The organism is Wenzhouxiangella sp. XN24 (assembly GCF_011064545.1).
Lineage (GTDB): Bacteria > Pseudomonadota > Gammaproteobacteria > Steroidobacterales > XN24 > XN24.
On sequence record NZ_JAAMFG010000034.1, the window covers coordinates 441,205 to 459,167 of the forward strand.

The 17,963-nt window shown below is 66.6% G+C and carries 18 protein-coding genes and 1 tRNA gene; 1 reads left to right on the top strand and 18 read right to left on the bottom strand.

Annotated features, from left to right (window positions below; all coding sequences use genetic code 11):
- Positions 1 to 9: 9 nt before the first annotated feature.
- The 10 genes from nqrM to G6032_RS09740 form a co-directional block, all read right to left on the bottom strand.
- Positions 10 to 195 (bottom strand): (Na+)-NQR maturation NqrM, encoded by a 186-nt coding sequence (nqrM, locus tag G6032_RS09695; protein ID WP_165281926.1) that lies wholly within the window; start codon positions 193 to 195, stop codon positions 10 to 12.
- Between the two features lie 3 nt (positions 196 to 198).
- Positions 199 to 1,419, bottom strand: coding sequence for an NADH:ubiquinone reductase (Na(+)-transporting) subunit F (nqrF, locus tag G6032_RS09700; protein ID WP_165281927.1), 1,221 nt, complete (start codon positions 1,417 to 1,419; stop codon positions 199 to 201).
- A gap of 9 nt (positions 1,420 to 1,428) precedes the next feature.
- Positions 1,429 to 2,037 (bottom strand): NADH:ubiquinone reductase (Na(+)-transporting) subunit E, encoded by a 609-nt coding sequence (gene nqrE / locus G6032_RS09705; RefSeq protein ID WP_165281928.1) that lies wholly within the window; start codon positions 2,035 to 2,037, stop codon positions 1,429 to 1,431.
- Complete coding sequence (locus G6032_RS09710; protein WP_165281929.1) at positions 2,037 to 2,696, bottom strand: NADH:ubiquinone reductase (Na(+)-transporting) subunit D; 660 nt, start codon at positions 2,694 to 2,696, stop codon at positions 2,037 to 2,039. The genes nqrE and G6032_RS09710 overlap by 1 nt, the downstream gene beginning before the upstream one ends.
- Positions 2,693 to 3,514 carry a Na(+)-translocating NADH-quinone reductase subunit C gene (locus tag G6032_RS09715; RefSeq protein ID WP_165281930.1) on the bottom strand — a complete coding sequence of 274 codons (822 nt, stop codon included), beginning with the start codon at positions 3,512 to 3,514 and terminating at the stop codon, positions 2,693 to 2,695. Before G6032_RS09715 ends, G6032_RS09710 begins: the two co-directional genes overlap by 4 nt.
- The gene (locus G6032_RS09720; RefSeq protein ID WP_165281931.1) at positions 3,507 to 4,721 is read right to left on the bottom strand and encodes an NADH:ubiquinone reductase (Na(+)-transporting) subunit B; all 1,215 of its coding nucleotides are present in this window, start codon (positions 4,719 to 4,721) and stop codon (positions 3,507 to 3,509) included. The genes G6032_RS09715 and G6032_RS09720 overlap by 8 nt, the downstream gene beginning before the upstream one ends.
- Complete coding sequence (locus tag G6032_RS09725) at positions 4,721 to 6,076, bottom strand: Na(+)-translocating NADH-quinone reductase subunit A (protein WP_165281932.1); 1,356 nt, start codon at positions 6,074 to 6,076, stop codon at positions 4,721 to 4,723. Before G6032_RS09725 ends, G6032_RS09720 begins: the two co-directional genes overlap by 1 nt.
- Before the next feature lie 142 nt (positions 6,077 to 6,218).
- The gene (locus G6032_RS09730; RefSeq protein ID WP_165281933.1) at positions 6,219 to 7,340 is read right to left on the bottom strand and encodes an osmoprotectant NAGGN system M42 family peptidase; all 1,122 of its coding nucleotides are present in this window, start codon (positions 7,338 to 7,340) and stop codon (positions 6,219 to 6,221) included.
- Positions 7,318 to 9,078: an N-acetylglutaminylglutamine synthetase gene (gene ngg, locus G6032_RS09735; protein WP_165281934.1), complete on the bottom strand. Its 1,761-nt coding sequence runs from the start codon at positions 9,076 to 9,078 to the stop codon at positions 7,318 to 7,320. The genes G6032_RS09730 and ngg overlap by 23 nt, the downstream gene beginning before the upstream one ends.
- Positions 9,079 to 9,133: 55 nt before the next feature.
- Positions 9,134 to 10,903, bottom strand: coding sequence for an N-acetylglutaminylglutamine amidotransferase (locus tag G6032_RS09740; RefSeq protein ID WP_165281935.1), 1,770 nt, complete (start codon positions 10,901 to 10,903; stop codon positions 9,134 to 9,136).
- A gap of 267 nt (positions 10,904 to 11,170) precedes the next feature.
- On the opposite strand from G6032_RS09740, the gene G6032_RS09745 reads away from it, so the two are divergent.
- The gene (locus G6032_RS09745; RefSeq protein WP_165281936.1) at positions 11,171 to 12,043 is read left to right on the top strand and encodes a crotonase/enoyl-CoA hydratase family protein; all 873 of its coding nucleotides are present in this window, start codon (positions 11,171 to 11,173) and stop codon (positions 12,041 to 12,043) included.
- Here G6032_RS09745 and G6032_RS09750 read toward each other — a convergent pair.
- The 8 genes from G6032_RS09750 to pal all read right to left on the bottom strand — a co-directional run bounded on the left by G6032_RS09750 (position 12,021) and on the right by pal (position 17,922).
- Positions 12,021 to 12,992: an alpha-L-glutamate ligase-like protein gene (locus G6032_RS09750; RefSeq protein ID WP_346763790.1), complete on the bottom strand. Its 972-nt coding sequence runs from the start codon at positions 12,990 to 12,992 to the stop codon at positions 12,021 to 12,023. The two genes, G6032_RS09745 and G6032_RS09750, sit on opposite strands and share 23 nt — an antisense overlap.
- Positions 12,989 to 14,512: an inactive transglutaminase family protein gene (locus G6032_RS09755; protein WP_165281937.1), complete on the bottom strand. Its 1,524-nt coding sequence runs from the start codon at positions 14,510 to 14,512 to the stop codon at positions 12,989 to 12,991. Before G6032_RS09755 ends, G6032_RS09750 begins: the two co-directional genes overlap by 4 nt.
- Positions 14,509 to 15,030 (bottom strand): RimK/LysX family protein, encoded by a 522-nt coding sequence (locus G6032_RS09760; protein WP_165281938.1) that lies wholly within the window; start codon positions 15,028 to 15,030, stop codon positions 14,509 to 14,511. The genes G6032_RS09755 and G6032_RS09760 overlap by 4 nt, the downstream gene beginning before the upstream one ends.
- A 73-nt stretch (positions 15,031 to 15,103) precedes the next feature.
- A tRNA-Lys gene (locus G6032_RS09765) sits at positions 15,104 to 15,179 on the bottom strand.
- 55 nt (positions 15,180 to 15,234) lie between these two features.
- Positions 15,235 to 15,930, bottom strand: a complete 696-nt coding sequence (gene queC / locus G6032_RS09770; protein WP_165281939.1) for a 7-cyano-7-deazaguanine synthase QueC — start codon at positions 15,928 to 15,930, stop codon at positions 15,235 to 15,237.
- Entirely contained in the window at positions 15,914 to 16,588 is a 675-nt protein-coding gene (gene queE / locus G6032_RS09775; RefSeq protein WP_165281940.1) for a 7-carboxy-7-deazaguanine synthase QueE, read from the bottom strand. The genes queC and queE overlap by 17 nt, the downstream gene beginning before the upstream one ends.
- Before the next feature lie 6 nt (positions 16,589 to 16,594).
- A complete protein-coding gene (gene ybgF, locus G6032_RS09780; protein WP_165281941.1) occupies positions 16,595 to 17,383 on the bottom strand; it encodes a tol-pal system protein YbgF in 789 nt (262 codons plus the stop codon).
- Positions 17,380 to 17,922, bottom strand: coding sequence for a peptidoglycan-associated lipoprotein Pal (gene pal, locus G6032_RS09785; protein ID WP_165281942.1), 543 nt, complete (start codon positions 17,920 to 17,922; stop codon positions 17,380 to 17,382). Before pal ends, ybgF begins: the two co-directional genes overlap by 4 nt.
- Positions 17,923 to 17,963 lie beyond the last annotated feature (41 nt).

Genomic DNA, 17,963 nt, shown 5'->3' on the forward strand with positions numbered 1-17,963 from the left:
TGATATTCCTCAGTTCGCCGCGCGACGCCGCGCGCAGGGACGACGGCAGGCGCCGCCACAATCGGAGTCCACTCCGGCCACGCGATTCAACCCGCCGCAACTGCCTTCGATCCGGGGGCGGCCGCACATGACGCCGATCGCCATCGCGCCGATGGCCGTCGCGAAGATGAGAAAAGAGAGTACGAACACGGCCATCGATCAGCCTCCGAAGTCATCGAGCAGAATGTTTTCCTTCTCCACCCCGAGGTCCGACAACATCTTCAGCACCGCCTGGGTCATCATCGGCGGACCGCAGATGTAGTACTCGATATCCTCCGGCGCGGGATGATCGCGCAGGTAATTCTCGTGCAGCACCTCGTGGATGAACCCGACATCCCCCTGCCACTCGTCCTCGGGCAAGGGATCCGACAACGCGATGTGCCAGCTGAAGTTCTCGTGCCTGGCCGCGAGTGCTTCGAATTCCTCGTGGTAGAACATCTCCCGCTTGCTGCGTGCCCCGTACCAGAAACTCATCTTTCGTTCGCTGTCGAGCCGCTTGAGCTGGTCGAAGATGTGCGCCCGCATGGGCGCCATCCCCGCGCCACCGCCGATGAACACCATCTCGGCCTTCGTGTGCTTGGCAAAGAACTCCCCGTAGGGTCCGGAGATGGTCACCGTATCACCCGGCTCGAGGCCGAAGATATACGAGGACATGATCCCCGGCGGCACGCCCGTCATGCGGGGCGGCGGTGTCGCGACGCGCACGTTCAGCATCACGATCCCTTTTTCGTCCGGAAAGTTGGCCATCGAGTACGCCCGCATCACCGGCTCTTCCACCTCCGACTCGAGGTCGAACAGGTTGAAACGCTCCCAGTCCTCGCGGAACTGTCCCGGGATGTCGAAATCCGCGTACTTGATGTGATGCGGCGGGCATTCGATCTGGATATAGCCTCCGGCACGGAAATTCAGCTCTTCGCCGGCGGGCAGTTCCAGCACCAGTTCCTTGATGAAGGTCGCCACGCTGCGGTTCGAGCGCACGCGGCACTGCCAGCGCTTGATGCCGAACACCTCGCGCGGCACCTCGATGCGCATGTCCTGCTTGACGACGACCTGGCAGGACAAGCGCTCGCCGGCCGACGCTTCCCGCTTGTTGATATGCGAGGTCTCGGTCGGCAGGATCACGCCGCCGCCTTCCTGGACGCGCACCTTGCATTGCCCGCAGGTGCCCCCGCCACCGCAGGCCGAGGCGACGAAAAGCTTGGCGTCGGCGAGCGCGGAGAGCAGCTTGGTGCCGACGGGCGCCGCGATCGTCTTCTCATCGTTGATGAAGATGTTCACCTGTCCGCTGGCCACGAGGCGCGAACGCGCCGCGAGGATGATGAACACCAGCGACATGACGATCAGGGTGAACAGGAATACGCCGAGTCCGATTTCCAGCATGGCCCCGCCCTACACCTGGATCCCGGAGAATGCCATGAAGGCCATCGCCATCAGGCCGGTGGAAATGAACGTGATCCCGAGGCCTTGCAGCCCGTCCGGCACATCGCTGTATTTCAGCTTCTCCCGGATCCCCGCCAGCGCGACGATCGCCAGCGCCCAGCCCACGCCGCTGCCGATCCCGTAGGTCACGCTCTGGGCAAAATCGTAGTTCCGCTCCACCATGAAGAGGCTGCCGCCGAGAATGGCGCAGTTGACGGTGATCAGCGGCAGGAAGATGCCCAATGCCGAATACAGGGCGGGGAAGAAGCGGTCGAGCGTCATCTCGAGGATCTGCACCATGGCGGCGATCACCCCGATGTAGGTGATCAGGCCGAGAAAGGACAGGTCCACCTGGGGCAAGCCCGCCCAGTCGAGCGCGCCGGGACGCAGGATGAACTGGTAGATCAGGCTGTTGGCCGGCACGGTGATGGCCTGCACCACCACCACGGCGAGGCCCAGCCCGATGGCGGTCTCCACTTTCTTCGATACCGCCAGGAAAGTGCACATGCCGAGGAAAAACGCGAGCGCCAGGTTCTCGATGAAGACCGCTCGCAGGAAAAGGCCGATGAGTCCTTCCATCACAGCGCCTCCGTGCGGTGCACGACATGGATCTGGTATTCGGGTTTCTCCACCTGTGCCGGCTTCCAGGTCCGGATCGCCCAGATCATGAGCCCGATGATGAAGAACGCGGAGGGCGCGAGCAGCATGAGCCCGTTGGGCAGGTACCAGCCCCCCTCGCTGGCGAGGGGGAGGATCTCGATGCCGAACAGCTTCCCGGAACCGAACAGTTCGCGGAAGAACGCCACCACCAGCAACACCAGCGCATAGCCGATGCCGTGCCCGATGCCGTCGAGCACGCTGGGGCCGACCGGGTTGCTGGAGGCGAATGCCTCGGCGCGTCCGAGCACGATGCAGTTGGTGATGATCAGGCCGACGAACACGGACAGCTGCCGGCTGATGTCGTAAGCGAAGGCCTTGAGAAACTGGTCGACGAGAATCACGAGCGAGGCGATGATCGTCATCTGGATGATGATGCGGATGTTGCCCGGCATGTGATTGCGAATCATGCTGATGGCCGCACTCGAGGCGGCGATGACGAAAATGAGCGCCAGGCCCATGATCAACGACGGAATCATCTGGGTCGTCACGGCCAGTGCCGAGCACACCCCCAGGATCTGCAGGGTGATGGGGTTGCGGTCGATGACCGGTTCGAGAAGTATCTTGCCCGTCGTGTTCATGCGCCCTCCTCCTGCAGCCGGACGAGAAACGGCTTGAAGCCGTCCTCGCCGAGCCAGTACTTGACCATGTTGCTGACGCCGTCGGCGGTCAGCGTCGCGCCGGAAATCCCGTCGATCGCCCAGTCCGCCCATTCGTCGCCCGGACCGACGCTGCCGCGGACCACCTGGAGCCGCACGTCGCCTTCCGGCCCGTAGACCCGCTTGCCGACCCAGCGCTCGAGCCAGCGGGGATTCTCGATCTCGCCGCCGAGTCCCGGGGTTTCCGCATGCTGGTAGAACGTCAGGCCGAGCACTTCCTGGCCGTCACCGGACAAGGCCAAAAATCCGTACATGGTCGACCACAACCCGTAGCCGTGCACCGGCAAGATGACTTTTTCCACTTCACCGCCGGATTCCACCAGGTACACCGGCGCATACTTCGGCTTCCGCCCGATCCCCGCGATGTCGTTCCAAGGCTCGATCGCGCGGCTGAGATCGGGATCGCGCGACGCGATCCGCTGGTCGTAAGTGGACGGATCGAAGGCCTCGCTGAACTCCCCGGTGTCGAGTTCGACCAGCCGGGGTTCGACGCCCGCGAACAGTTCCTCGATCGAGCGTTCCGGCTCCATCAGCCCCGCCACTTCCAGGATCCGCGCCTTGCGCGCCAGCTCCACGTTGCGCATCTGCAGTGGTTTCAGCAGCACCGCGGAGGACGACACGAGCACCGAGCACACCAGCGAAAGAGTCACCGTGACCAGCAGCATCTTGGCGATGCTGTCGTTCGGCAGCGCCGCGAGGCGGCCGAACAGGCCGGTCGGATTCCGGTTTTGCTCAGACATAGTGGCGCGCCCTCTTGCGCACGTTGGCCCGCACGACGAAATAGTCGATCAGGGGGGCAAACACGTTCGCCAGCAGGATCGCCAGCATGATCCCCTCGGGAAACGCGGGATTCACCACGCGGATCAACGCCGTGAGGATCCCTATCAATGCACCATAGATGTATTTTCCCCTGGACGTCATGGAGGCGCTCACCGGGTCGGTCGCCATGAACACGAGGCCGAAAGCGAAGCCCCCGGCCAGGGCATGCCACTGCCAGGGGAGGTGCAGGTAGGGATTGCTGTCCGGTCCCGCGACGACATTGAACAGCAGCACCGTGGCGACGAGTCCGGCGAAAACGCCGAGCATGATGCGCCACGACGCGACGCGCGTGTACAGCAGGAAGACCGCACCGATGACGCAGGCGAAAGCCGACTCCGCGCCGATCGTGCCGGGCAGAAAACCCATCCAGAGGTCCGACAACGTGTATCCCGCCGCCTGGATGGCCTCTAGCCCGCCCTGGGGCGCGAGAGCCAGCGGCGTGGCGCCGGTGAACCCGTCCACCGTCACCCAGACATCGTTGCCCGAGTTCTGCGCCGGGTAGGCGAAATACAGGAAGGCCCGGCCGGTCAGGGCGGGGTTGAGGAAATTCTTTCCGGTGCCGCCGAAAATTTCCTTGCCGATGACGACCGCGAAACTGATCCCGAGCGCCACCTGCCACAGCGGAATCGTCGGCGGGAGGATCAGCGTGTAGAGCATCGAGGTGACCAGGAAGCCTTCGTTGACCTCGTGGTTGCGGGTCACCGCGAACACCACTTCCCAGAACCCGCCGGCGACCAGCGTCACGATGTACACGGGCAGGAAATACAGGAAGCCGTGCCAGAAACAGTCGAGGAGGCTGTCCGGGTCGTAGCCGATGCCGGCAGTCGCGAGCACGGCACCCCGCCAGCCGTCTGCCCCGGCGATGCCCATCTCGGCCATGGCCAGGTTGGCCTGCAGGCCGATGTTGTACATGCCGAACAGCGCGCAAGGCAGCACCGCGATCACGACGTAGGTCATGACACGCTTGAGGTCGATCGCATCGCGCACGTGCGGCGCGCTGCGCGTCACGTCGGCGGGCGTGTACAGAAACGTGTCCAGCATCTCGTAGAACGCGCCGAACTTCTCGAAGCGCCCGCCGCGCGTGAACATGGGCTCGATGCGGTCCAGGAACTTGCGCAAGCCCTTCATCAGCCTTCCTTTTCGATCTGTTCGAGGCGAGTGCGCAGCACGGGGCCGTAGTCGTACTTGCCCGGGCACACGAAGGTGCACAGGGCGAGATCCTCCTCGTCGAGCTCGAGGGCCCCCAGTCGCTGGGCTTCGTCCGTGTCGCCGACGACCAGCGCACGCAGCAGTTGTGTCGGCAGGATCTCCAGCGGCATCACGCGCTCATAGGAACCGATGGGCACCATGGCCCGCGGGCTGCCGTTCTGGCTGGTATTCAGGGCGAATCGCCGTGCGGCGGAGCTGAAACTGGACAGGAAGGCACGCGTCACGGAGACCTTTTCGCCGCCGGGCCGCAACCAGCCGATGAACTCTCGCTGCCGGCCTTCGGCGATGACCGTCACCTGCTGGTGGTAACGGCCGAGATAGCCGGCCCAGCCGGTGGCGCGATAACCGGACCACACCGAGCCCGACAACACGCGGCACTCGATACCCTCCTCGATCTCGCCCTGCACCAGCGGCTCGATGTGCGCGCCAAGCCGCGTCCGCAACAGGCGCGGCCGTTTCACTGCCGGGCCGCCGAGCGACACGACGCGGCTCGGGTCCAGCCGGCCGGTGGTGAACAACCGCCCGACGGCAATCACGTCCTGGTAACCGAGATGCCAGACGCTGCGCTCGGCGCTCACCGGGTAGAGGAAATGGATATGGGTGCCGACCAGGCCGGCCGGATGCGGCCCGGTGAATTCCGCGACCTGGATCCCGGGCATGTTCCCGGGCACCGGGATCTCGCTGCCCGCGGCGGTGCAGACGAAGGTCTGCCCGGTCGTGAGGCGCGACAACACGCTCACGCCGTTGACGAAATCCTCCCGTGACTCGCCGATCACGACCGCCGGATCGGGCGCCAGCGGGTTCGTGTCGGTCGCCGTGATGAACAGCGCGTGGGGGGTCGTCGCGGGATCCGGCACCTTGCTCCAGGGTCGGGTGCGCAAGGCGCACCACAGCCCGGAACGGGTCAGGTTGCCGATCACGAGGTCGCGGTCCAGGCCGGCCAGCTCGTCCGGATCCCAGCGGTCGAAGACCTCCTCGTCCTCGCCCTCCAGCCTGATGATCACCGACTGCAGGACACGCCGCGCCCCGCGCAACACGGTCGTCACGACACCTGAGCCCGGCGAGGTCACCGTCACGCCCTCGCGGCGCCGGTCACTGAACAGCGGTTGCCCGAGCCGGACGCGATCGCCTTCCTGAACGTGCATGGAGGGGCGCAGGTCGAGGTAATCGCGTCCGAGCACCGCCACGGCTGCAGTCGGACGCGCCGGCTCGATGACTTGCTGCGGAACGCCCTCGAGAGGAAGGTCGTAACCACGACGGATTCTGGTCGGCATGCGGGGCCTGTTCAGCTGTGGTGACCGGCACCGGACATGCGAACCCGATGCCCAAATAAGCTTTACAGGCGAGTATAACCGACCGACGTTTCGATGTGGCACCGGGGCGGACCCGGGCCGGGCGGCCCGGCGCGATTCCGGCTCAGTTATCGCCCACGGGCAGGTGCGTAAAGCCTTCCGGAGAGCCGAGCCCGAGCCGGTCCCGGCGCACGGCGGGGGGACTTTGCACATACAGCGCAAGCAGGTCGCCGAGCGCCTGCAGCGCACGCAGGTGGCAACGCTCGTAGCCATGGGTCGCATCGGTGCCGAAACACACCAGCGCAGTGCGGATGTCGTTGCCCGCCTCGATGGCGGACGCGCTGTCGCAGCGGTAATGGCGGAACACGTCGCGCTGGTGCCGGATGCCGTAGTCGTTGCACAGGTCGAGCAGCTTGTGTGTCAGGTGATAGTCGAAAGGTCCGGCCGAATCCTTCATGCATATCGTGACCCCGAACTCGTCACCGGCCTGCACCGGCGCGACGGGGCCGGTATCCACCGTGACCATCTCGGCCACGTCGCCATGCAACACGGCCGAGGCGCCGGAGCCGACCTCCTCGCTGATGGTGAACAGCAGGTGGCAATCCACCGGCAAGGGCGTCTTGCTCTCGACGAGGGCCTTGGCGACGGCCAGCACCGTAGCGACGCCGCCCTTGTCGTCGAGGTGGCGCGAGTTGATGAAGCCCGATTCGGTGATCTCCGGCTGGGCGTCGACCGCGACGAAATCACCCCGATTGAGACCGAGGCGCAACAGGTCGGCGCGGGTGAAGCATTCCTCGTCGAGCCGCAACTCCACCGAATCCCAGCTGACCGGCAGGCTGTCGATCTCGAGGTCGTAGGCATGGCCCGAGGCCTTCACCGGCAGAATGGTTCCCCGGTACGTGCGTTCGTCGGTGTACACGGTGACCCGTGCGCCTTCGGCGAAGCGGCTCGACCAGGTGCCGATCGGCAGCAGCTCGAGCCGCCCGTTGTCCTTGAGGCCGGCGGTGATGGCGCCGATGGTGTCCAGGTGCGTGACGATCGCCCGGTCGGGACTGCCCTGCGCACCCTTGAGATCGGCGCGGATCGCGCCGCGCCGCGTGATCTCGGTGGGAATGCCCAGCGCCTCCAGGCGCCGCAGCGTACAGCGCACGGCCTCGTCCGTGAATCCCGCCGGGCTGGGGATCCGCAGCAGCTCCATGAGCACTTCCTGGAGATAATCGAGATCAATCGACAGTGGCGTCATCATTCACCTGCACGGTCTGGGGAAAGAGGAAATCCACGAACCGCTCGGCCGTGGGTTGCGGTTCATGGTTTGCGAGCCCGGGGCGTTCGTTGGCCTCGATGATCACATACTCGTCGCCGGCCGGGTCGGGCACCAGCAGGTCGAGCCCGACCACAGGGATGCTGAGCGCCCGCGCGGCACGCTCTGCGACGGCGCGCAGCGCGGGCGAGAGCGCGTCGGTGACGTCGTGGAGCGTGCCGCCGGTATGCAGGTTCGCGGTGTCGCGCACCTGCAGGGTCTCACCGAGCGGCAGGACGTCCTCGAGCGCATGGCCCTGGCGCACGATGCACCGGGTGGTCTCCCCGTCCAGCGGGATCCTGCTCTCGCCGCCGGTGGCCGCCGCACGCCGGCGGCTCTGTTTCTCGATCAGGGTGCGGATATCGTGCTGGCCGTCGCCGGTGATCTCGGCGGGCCGCCGCAGCGCCGCAGCGACCACCTCGTAATCGATGAGCACGATGCGCAGGTCCTCGCCCTCGGCGAAGGCCTCGAGAATCACTTGCGATCCGGTCCGGGCCGCGGCCTCGATGGCGGCGACCATGTCCGCGGGCTCCGTGATATCGACGGCCACGGCGTTGCCCTGCTCCCCGCGCGCCGGCTTGACCACGATGCGGCCGTGCTCGCGCAGGAAGGCCTCGTCTGCATCGGCCTCGCCGGCCATCCGTTGCGCCGGCACCTCCAGCCCCACCGCAGCCAGCACCTTGCGAGTGATGCGCTTGTCGTCACAGCGACTCATGGCGATGGCGCTCGTCAACTCGGTGAGCGACTCCCGGCAGATGATGCTGCGGCCGCCCAGCGTCAACGCGAAATACCCCTCCTCGGCATCCACGAGTTCGACCCCGATGCCCCGGCGCCGCGCCTCGTCGACGAGGATCCGCGCATAGGGGTTGAGCGCGTCATAGGTTTCCGGACCGACGAACAACGGCTCGTTGATCGCGTTCTTGCGCTTCATGGAAAACACCGGGACACGCTCAAAGCCCATCTTCTCGTAGAGCCGGATCACCGCCTCGTTGTCATGCATGACCGACAGGTCCATGAAGGCCCGTCCACGCGCGGAGTAATGATCGGCCACCAGGGCGACCAGGGCACGGCCGATGCCCGGCTGGGCCGCCTGCGGATCGACGGCCAGGCACCACATGCTGGAACCTTTCTCCGGATCGCCGAAGGCGTGGACGTGATCGACACCGGTCACCGTCCCGATGATGTGGCCGCTCTCCTCGTCCTCCGCAACGAAAAAAGACAGGGTCCGGGACTTGCGGCGCGCCATGATGAAATCCGGGTCGGGCGGCACCATCCGGCGGCTGTTCAACAGGTTGTAGATGGCTTCCGCATCCTTCCGGTCCCGCAGGCGGCGCACGCGGAATCCGCGCGGCTGCACGCGCGCCGAGAGATACTTGTGGAACCACAGCCGATAGGTGTGGGAGGGATCGAGAAACAGTTCCTGCGGCGCCATCGCCAGCACCACGTGCGGATCGCGCAGGTACAGGCCGATATCGCGCCGGCCCGGCTCCTCTTCCAGCAGGGTGCGGGCCAGTTCGGCGTTGTCGCCGAAAGTGTGCGCGAAGACCAGCCGGCCCCAGCCGCAATCCACGACGGCATTCGGCTTGAGCGGCATTCCCTTGTGGCGCGGATCGTCCTCCCCGAAACCGCGCAACGTGGCCGACCCCTTGCGTTCGAGGCGGTGACGCGATCTGTCGGAAGTCATGTTCTTCCCCCCGGGGACGGTGTCCCGCTGGTGGTCGGCTGTGCGCCAGGTCCCGTCACAGGCCGTGTGTCTGCATCCAGAGTTCGAATACCGCGATCTGCCATAGCTTAGAGCCGCGTAACGGCGTGAGATGCTGTTCCGGCTCGGACAGCAGTTTTTCCACGTAGTCGCGTCGGAACACGCCGCGCTCGCGCGCCGGACGGCTCGACAGCGCATCGCGGACCATCTCCAGGCTCTCGCCACGCAGGTATTTCAGCGCCGGCACGGGAAAATAGCCTTTCGGCCGATCGATCACGCCGTCCGGGATCACGCGCCGGGCCGCCTCCTTCAGCACGCCCTTGCCCTCCTGGGCGAGCTTCAGTCGCGCCGGGCATCGCGCCGCGAGTTCGACCACCTCGTGATCGAGAAACGGCGTGCGCGCCTCGAGCCCCCAGGCCATCGTCATGTTGTCCACGCGTTTCACCGGATCATCCACGAGCATGACCGTGGTATCGAGATGCAGCGCCTTGTCCACGGGCGCCTCGGCTTGCGTGTCGGCGAAGCGGGCTGCCACGAAGGCCCGGCTATGGTCATCGCCAACCAGCCCGGGCTCGATCGCCTCCGCGAAGCCGGCGTGGTCGCGATCGAAGAACACCCGCGCGTAGTCCGCCACCGGGTCGGTGCTGTCCAGCAGGGGCGGATACCAGTGGTAACCGCCGAAAACTTCGTCTGCCCCCTGCCCGCTCTGCACCACCTTGACGTGCTTGGAGACTTCGCGAGACAGCAGGTAGAAGCCGATGTTGTCGTGGCTCACCATCGGTTCGGACATCGCGGAGAAGCAGCCCGGGAGATGCTGGAGAAGCGTGGCGGAATCGATGAACACCTGGTGGTGCTCGGTACCGAACGTCCGCGCGACCAGGTCCGAGTAACGGAACTCGTTGCCTTCCTCCTTGCCGACGTCCTCGAAACCGACCGTGAAGGTATTCAGGTGCGGCACGCCCTCGCGCGCGAGCAGCCCCGTGATGAGGCTGGAGTCGAGCCCGCCGGAGAGCAGCACGCCCACCGGGACGTCGCCCGTCAGGCGCCGCCGCACCGCGACGCGCATCGATTCGAGCACGGCATCCTCCCATTCGCGATCCGTCTGCGGATCCCCCTCCCGCGGGCCGAACTGCAGCGACCAGAAAGCCTGCTCGCGGATCCGTCCGTCCGCCTCGATGCGCATCCAGTGTCCCGGCGGAACCTTGCGCACCGCAGACAACAACGTGTGCGGGGCCGGGACCACCGAATGAAAACTCATGTAGTGATGCAAGGCCGCGGGATCGACTGCATGGCTCGACAAGCCGTCGCGAACCAGCGCCGGCAGCGTGGAGGCGAAGCGGAAAGCCCCGCCGTCGAGGGTGTAATACAACGGCTTGATGCCCAGCCGATCGCGCGCCAGGAACAGCCGGCCCGACTCGTGCTCGCGAATGCAGAACGCGAACATGCCCATGAAATCGTCGAGACAGCGTTCGCCCCAGGCATGGTAGGCCTTGAGGATCACTTCGGTGTCGCTGCGGGAATAGAAACGGTAGCCCAGTTCGCCGAGGCGCCTGCGCAACTCGTCGTGGTTGTAGATGCAGCCATTGAAAACGATGGTCAGGCCGAGTTCCTGGTCGCGCATCGGCTGCGCGCCGCGCTCGGACAGGTCCACGATCGCCAGGCGACGATGGCCGAGCGCAACGGGACCCTGCGACACCAGTCCGTCGTCGTCCGGTCCGCGCGCGCTCATCAGGTCGAGCATCCGTTGCACGCGACCGATATCGGCCCCGGCCCCGTCGAAGCGCATTTCGCCGGCAATGCCACACATCAGAAACAGCTCCTCAGGGCTTCGGCTCTCGGCCACGCCCCGTCCAAAGAATGGGTCAGAATCGAATCGTTCGCCTGCTCAATCGGCCACTTGCCCTGGCGGGCAAATCCACGCGACCCCGGGAGGATCGCAACGACCGGCGGGCGGTCTGGTCCGGCACGCATCATCGGCTTGGGTGCCGCGCGGGCGACGGTCTCCAGCGAGTGTTTTTTACCGCCCACACCCTAACATGTAGACTGTATCCTTTCAAATCAAGGGCTTCCACGCATGCCACCTGACGCATCCACATCGGGCCCGGAGACCGTGTCGGCCAGCCGGAGAGGCGCCGTCACCCTGATCACGCTGGATCGGCCGGACGCGAGGAATGCCGTCGATCCGGCGACGGCCTTCGCGCTCTATCGCGCGATCGTAGCTTTCGAAGCGGATGACGAGGCGGCGGTCGCCGTCCTGGCGGGCGCCGGCGGCAGCTTCTGCGCCGGTTTCGACCTGAAGACGCTCTCCCGGGGCGAGGCCGCGGACTGGCTGGCGCAACTGCATTTCGGCGAGACCGGACAGCCGCCGCTCGGTCCCATGGGTCCGACACGCCTGCGCCTCGGCAAGCCGGTCATCGCGGCGATCGCGGGTGCAGCGGTCGCGGGTGGCATGGAACTCGCACTGTGGTGCGATATGCGCGTGATGGAACGGGATGCCTGGATGGGGGTCTTGTGTCGTCGCTGGGGCGTGCCGCTGATCGACGGCGGCACGGTGCGCCTGCCGCGGCTCGTCGGGCAGGGCCGTGCCCTCGACCTGGTCCTCACCGGGCGCCGAATCGAAGCCGCCGAGTGCCATGCCATCGGCCTGTGCGACAGGGTCGTGGCACCCGGGGACGCGGTGGATGCAGCCATGGCGCTGGCCGCGGAACTCGCCGCTCTGCCGCAGGCCTGCCTGCGCGGCGATCGTGCGGCCGCCCGCTTCGGTGCGTTCAGCGACGAGGAAGCCGCCCTGCGCGCCGAGTTCCAGGCCGGTCTCGATGTCCTGCGCGCAGACGGCTTGCGCGGTGCGGCGGCCTTCGCCGCCGGCGCGGGCCGTCACGGTGCCCCGGGCGATGACGCCGATGGTGCCGGCGGCGGCGCGGCAGTCAGGCCGCGTGATCCGCCCTGAAACCCCGGCGCGCCATGTCACGCGCCAGCGCCACTCGCTCGAGCGGTGTATGCGCACGCTCCCCGAGAGGATCGAAGGCCTCGGTACGCCGCCGCAGGCCGTCCCCGTTGGCGATCTGCACGTTCAGGCCCGGACGCGCGTTGAGCTCCAGCAGCAGCGGGCCGCGTTCCGCATCCAGCACGATATCCACGCCGAGATAGCCGAGGCCCGCCAGCTCATAGCAACGCGCGGCCATGTGCAGCGCTTCTTTCCAGTGGGGAATCGTCCGGCCCGAGATCCTCGCGCCGGTGTCGGGATGCTCGTCGAGCACGATATTGCCGGGGGCCACGGCGGGCAGGGTCAAGCCGGTGGCGATATCGATCCCGGCACCCATCGCGCCCTGGTGAAGATTGGCTTTACCGTCGGACTGGCGGGTCGGCAGCCGCACCATCGACATGATCGGAAAACCGCGGTAGACGATGATCCGGAGGTCGGGGACCCCCTGGAAACTGACCTCGTCGAACACCGGGTCGAAGCGCACCCGGTATTCCACCATCACCTGGTCGGGCAACCCCCCGAGACTGAACTGGCCGCTCAGGGCGTTGGTGATGTGGTGTTCCATGTCCGCCTCGTCGAGCAGCCGTCCGCCCGCGGTGCGGTAGCGGCCCTTGCGCTGCTCCATGATCACCAGGATGCCGTCACCCTGGCTGCCGTGCGCCGGTTTCACGACAAAGCCGGGCTTGCCGGCGATCATGCCGGCGAGATCCCGGATTTCGTGCGGCGTCGAAAGCTGGCCATAGAGTTCCGGCACCGGGACGCCATGCAGGATCGCCCGCTCCTTGGTCAGCAGCTTGTTGTCCACGATCGGGAAATTGCGGCGCGGATTGAGCGGCATGATGTAATCCGCATTGCGCCGATTGATGCCCATCACCCCGGCCGCCTGCAAGGCGCGCCAGCGTCGCCGGATCACTTGCCGCCTCCGGCGAGCGCGCGGAACCGCAGCAGTTCGGTGAGGCGGTAGCCGGTGTAGCGCCCGAGCAGCAGGATCGCGGCGAGCACCACCAGCAGCGTCTCCGGAAACACCAGCAGGAAGTATCGGACGGCGGGCATGATCATGACGAGGTAGATCACGGCGGCCGCGACCAGCGTGCCGATCCCTTCCTTGATGGCTTCGGCCGGGCCGCGCTCCTCCCAGAGGATCGACATGCGCTCGATGGTCATCGCGATGATCACCATCGGGAACAGGGCGACCGACAGTCCCACCTCGATGCCGAGGCGGTGCGTCACGATGCTGACCAGCGCCATCAACAACACGACGACGGTCAGCACGGCCGCGAGGCGCGGCACGAGAAGCAGCCGCAGCCGCTCGAGATAGAAGCGGATCGACAGGCCCGCCGCGACGATCAGCACGAACAGCACGATCCCGTTCAGCAACTGTGTCTCGCGAAACGCCATCGCGACGAGCACCGGCATGAAAGTACCGAAGGTGCTGATTCCGACCACGTTGCGCAACAGCACCACGAGGAAGGCGCCGAGCGGCACCAGCAGGAGAATGGAATAGAGCGACTGCGTCTGGAGCGGCAGGTTCAGCAACGAGAAATCGACGATCCGCGGATGATCCCGCTGGGCGCGGAACTCGGCGACACGCAAAGCGTCTTCGATCGTGTAACGCATCGAGAAACTGACCCGCGGCGAGCGGGCCCCTTCGACCTCGAGCACCCGCTCCCCGCTCCAGGACCACACCAGCGTGTTGGCCGGCAATCCGCGCCGGCCCTCGCGCGGATCGAAATAGAGCCATTCGCTGCCGTTGTGGACCATGATCCAGAATTCGAGCTCGGCATCGCGACGGTCGTCAGCGAGGCGCAGCGCCTGGATCACCTGCGCGGGAATGCGCGCCGAATGCAGAATCTTGATGACCAGGTCGGCCTGCGCCGCGGGATCGGGCCGCGCCCCGGTGAACAGGCGCACCGCACCTTCCGTCCCCTGTGCGACGCGGATGGCACCGGCCGCGAACGTGGCGATATCGGCAGACTCCTGGCGCACGCGGGTCACCAGCTCGTCGAGGGCCGATGCCTCGGGTTCCTCGAGTCGCGGTACCGGCGGAAACCCCGGCACCGGCCGTTCCGGCTGGTGGGTCCGGTCCCGGAACAAGGTCACGCGATAGTAGAGCGCCTGTTCGCCTCGCGCCCGGCGCAGGGACCAGACAGCGCGACGGGACTCCCCTTCTCCCTCGAGCGCCAGGCCGTAACCGCGCGAGATGAATTGCTCGTCGAAAATGCGAAAGCCCGGGGGCTCGGACGGCAGACCGAAGCTCGCCTTCACCGGCCCGGCGGTGCTCCGGCTGAAGGCGACGCGCGCCTCCACGGTCCAGGTGTCCGCGTCGCGATCCGCGCTGAGGGGAAAGCCGAGCACCTGCCATTTGAAGACGAAGAAACCCGTGCCGATCACGCTCAGGACCAGCACGAGGATCAACAGGTGCCTCAGTCTCACTCAGCGAGCTCCGCGAGATCACACTTCGGCCTGCTGGTGAACGTCAGGTCCGGATCGACGATCACTGCACTCCGCATGGCGCTGCGGCCGATCAGCAGTGGATAGATCAGCTGCTTGCGGGAGGTGAGGTTGACTTCCACCTCACGGACCAGGTGTCCCAGGCAGAGCCGCATCCTCACGACCGGCCTGCGGACGGGCGGGCCCTCGTGCTGCCGGATGCGGACGTTGCGCACCAGCGGGCGCTCCAGGGTGACGTACTCGTCGGTCGCGGGATCGCGGACGTCGAAGCGGACATAGCGCGCATCGCCGCGCCGGAAACGGACGATATTGTGCGCATCGAGCGAACTGGTCAGCGCGCCGGTATCCAGACGCGCCTTGAGGCTGAGCCCCTCCGCGGAGATCACGACCCGCTCGACATAGCCGAAAATCGTCTTGCCGGGATCGCGTGCGCCCGCCTGCGATGCGCCGGCGAGCACGAACACGAGAAGCAAAGACACCTGTACCAGGCTTCGTCTCAAGCGCTTGCCTCCTGGGAATGCGCGCCGCGTTCGACGCATTGCAGGAAAGTATAGACGCGCGGATCAGCAGGGATGGTGGGCCGCCTGGGACTCGAACCCAGAACCATCGGATTAAAAGTCCGGTGCTCTACCAATTGAGCTAACGGCCCCCTGTTTCACCCCGCCGGCGGGTTTCCGTGGGCGCGACAGTTTAGCTGATGCGGGCTAGTCGCGGTATCGCGTCGGATCCGGCACGCCCGCGGCGACGAATCCCGCCTGCCGCAGGCGACACGAGTCGCATACGCCGCAGGCCCGCCCGTCGGCGTCGGCCTGGTAGCAGGACACCGTGAGGCCGTAGTCCACGCCCAGCGCGATCCCGCGCCGGATGATATCCGCCTTGGTGGCCTCGAGCAGGGGCGCGTGGATCTCCAGCGGCGCGCCTTCGACCGCCCGGCGCGTCGCAAGCCCGGCGAGGCGCCGGAAGGCGGCGATGAACTCGGGCCGGCAGTCCGGGTAACCGGAGTAATCGACGGCATTGACGCCGATGAAGAGGTGGCCGGCGTCCAGGACCTCGGCGACCCCCATGCCGAGGGCGAGAAACACCGTATTGCGCGCCGGCACATAGGTGGACGGAATCCCGGTGGTCGGCGTTTCAGGGACCGCCATGCGCGCATCCGTCAGGCTGGAGCCCCCGATCGCGCCGAGGTCGATGGCGACGACCCGATGGGAGCGCGCGCCCAGTGCCGCGGCGATGCGTGCCGCCGCCTCCAGTTCGGTCTCGTGGCGCTGTCCGTAGCGAAAGCTCAGCGTGTGGCATTCGTAGCCTGCCGCGAGCGCCTGGGCCAGCACGGTCGTCGAATCCAGCCCGCCCGAGAGCAGCACGACCGCGCGCCGGTCATGGTCTTCAGCGTCCCGGTACATCGCCCCACAGCACCTTGTGCAACTGCAGCTGGAAGCGCACCCCCAGCCCGTCCGCCAGGATCCAGTCCGCCAGCTCGCCCGCCGGCAACTGGCCCCAGGACGGTGAAAAGAGGACCTCGCAACGCGCACCGAGTTCGTGGCGCCGGACGAACTCCCGCGACCACTCGTAGTCCCCTCGATCACAGATCACGAACTTCGCGCAGTCGCGGGACCGCAGATGCGCCAGGTTGTCCGGCAGGTTGCGTGCCACCTCCCCGGATCCCGGGGTCTTGACGTCCATGACCCGTTGCGCGCGCGGGTCGAGCACGGAGATATCGAGTGCGCCGCTCGTCTCCACGGAGACCTGCAGCCCGGCATCACACAGGCGGGTCACCAGTGCGGTGCACCCTCGCTGCGCCAGCGGTTCACCGCCGGTCACGCAGGCATGCCGCGTGCCGTGGGCTTCGACCTCGGCGGCGATGGAGGCGATGGAGCGCCGCTCGCCGCCGTGGAATGCGTAGGCCGTGTCGCAATAGCCGCAACGCAACGGGCAGCCCGTCAGCCGCACGAAAACGGTCGGCCAGCCCACGCTGCTCGCTTCGCCCTGGAGCGAACAGAATATTTCTGTGATGCGCAGCGACTGCTCAGCCGGATCCGCATCGCGGGCAACGCTGGCCATGGCTCGCTAGCGGCGCTCCGCGCCCATCCTTTCCAGTCGCTGGGTCGCCAGGCGGGCCGCGGTCGACTCCGGGTAACGCTCGACGACCGCCGTGAGCGTGGCGCGCGCATCGGCCCAGCGCTCCAGTTCGTACTCGCAGAAGCCCGCCTTCAGCAGCGCGTCCGGTGCCTTGCGCGAGTCCGGATACTGCTCGAGCATGAGACGGAAGGTCTCGAGGGCCGTCTCGAACTCCCGATTGACGTAGTGCGTCTCGGCGAGCCAGTAGCGCGCGTTATCGGCCAGCTCACTGTCCGGAGAGTCGATGAGGAACTGCCTGAAGCCCGCCTCGGCCTGTTCGTAGCGTCCCTGGCGCAAGAGCTCCAGGGAGGCCTGGTAAGACGACTGCACGGGCTCGGCGGTCGACGGCAGGGTGCCCGTGGAAGGCACGGTCTCGCCGACCGGTGCCAGCCCGGGCGCCGTGTCGCCGCTCCGGGTGCGGCGCTCGAGCGACTGCAGGCGCTGGTCGAGGTCCAGGTACTGGTCGCGCTGGCGAGTGACGCCGCTCTCGGCCTCGTACTGCAGTGCCTCGGTCTGGCCGCGCAGCTCACGCACCTCGTCGCGCAGCACCGCAAGCTCATTGGCGATCCGCAGCAGGCTTTCATTGCGCACGACGCGCTCGATGGAAGCGACGCGACTGTCCAGCTCGTCGAGCTTGATCAGCACGGGATCTTCTTCCGGCGGCACGGCGCAACCGGCCACCCCGAGCCCCATGACGAGGAAGAGCGCGCCACGGGTGAATCTCTGCGGAATATTCATCGCAGGTAAACGATTTCCACGCGGCGGTTCATCGCCCACGCTTCATCATCGCTGCCGGACATGGCGGGCTGCTCCTCGCCATAGCTGACCGTTATGATCTGGTCGCCGCGCACGCCCTGGAGCATCAGCGCCTGGCGCACGGACTGGGAGCGACGCTCGCCGAGCCCGATGTTGTATTCACGCGACCCCCGCTCGTCGGTGTGCCCCTCGAGCCGCACCACCTGGGCCGAATCGTTCACCAGCCGGTCGGCATGTGCGGCGATGGTGTCGCTGTACTCCGGACGGATCGAAGAGGAATCGAAGTCGAAGTAGATCACGCTCTGGTCGATCACGGCCTCGGGCGCATCGATGGCGCCGAACTCCCCGTCCAGTGGGCGCCCGTCGCCGAACAACTCGTCCTCCGTGAGCGGCTGGGTGACGAATTCCTCATCCGTCGGTTCGACCACGCCGGCGGCCTCTTCGTCCGGCTTGGTCTGGCGCGCGCACCCGGCGAACAGCGCCGCGGCGACGATCAGGATGGCTAGTTTTTGCATGGGCATGTCGTGATTTTCCTCGTCGGTTCGGTCCGGCGCCCTCGCCG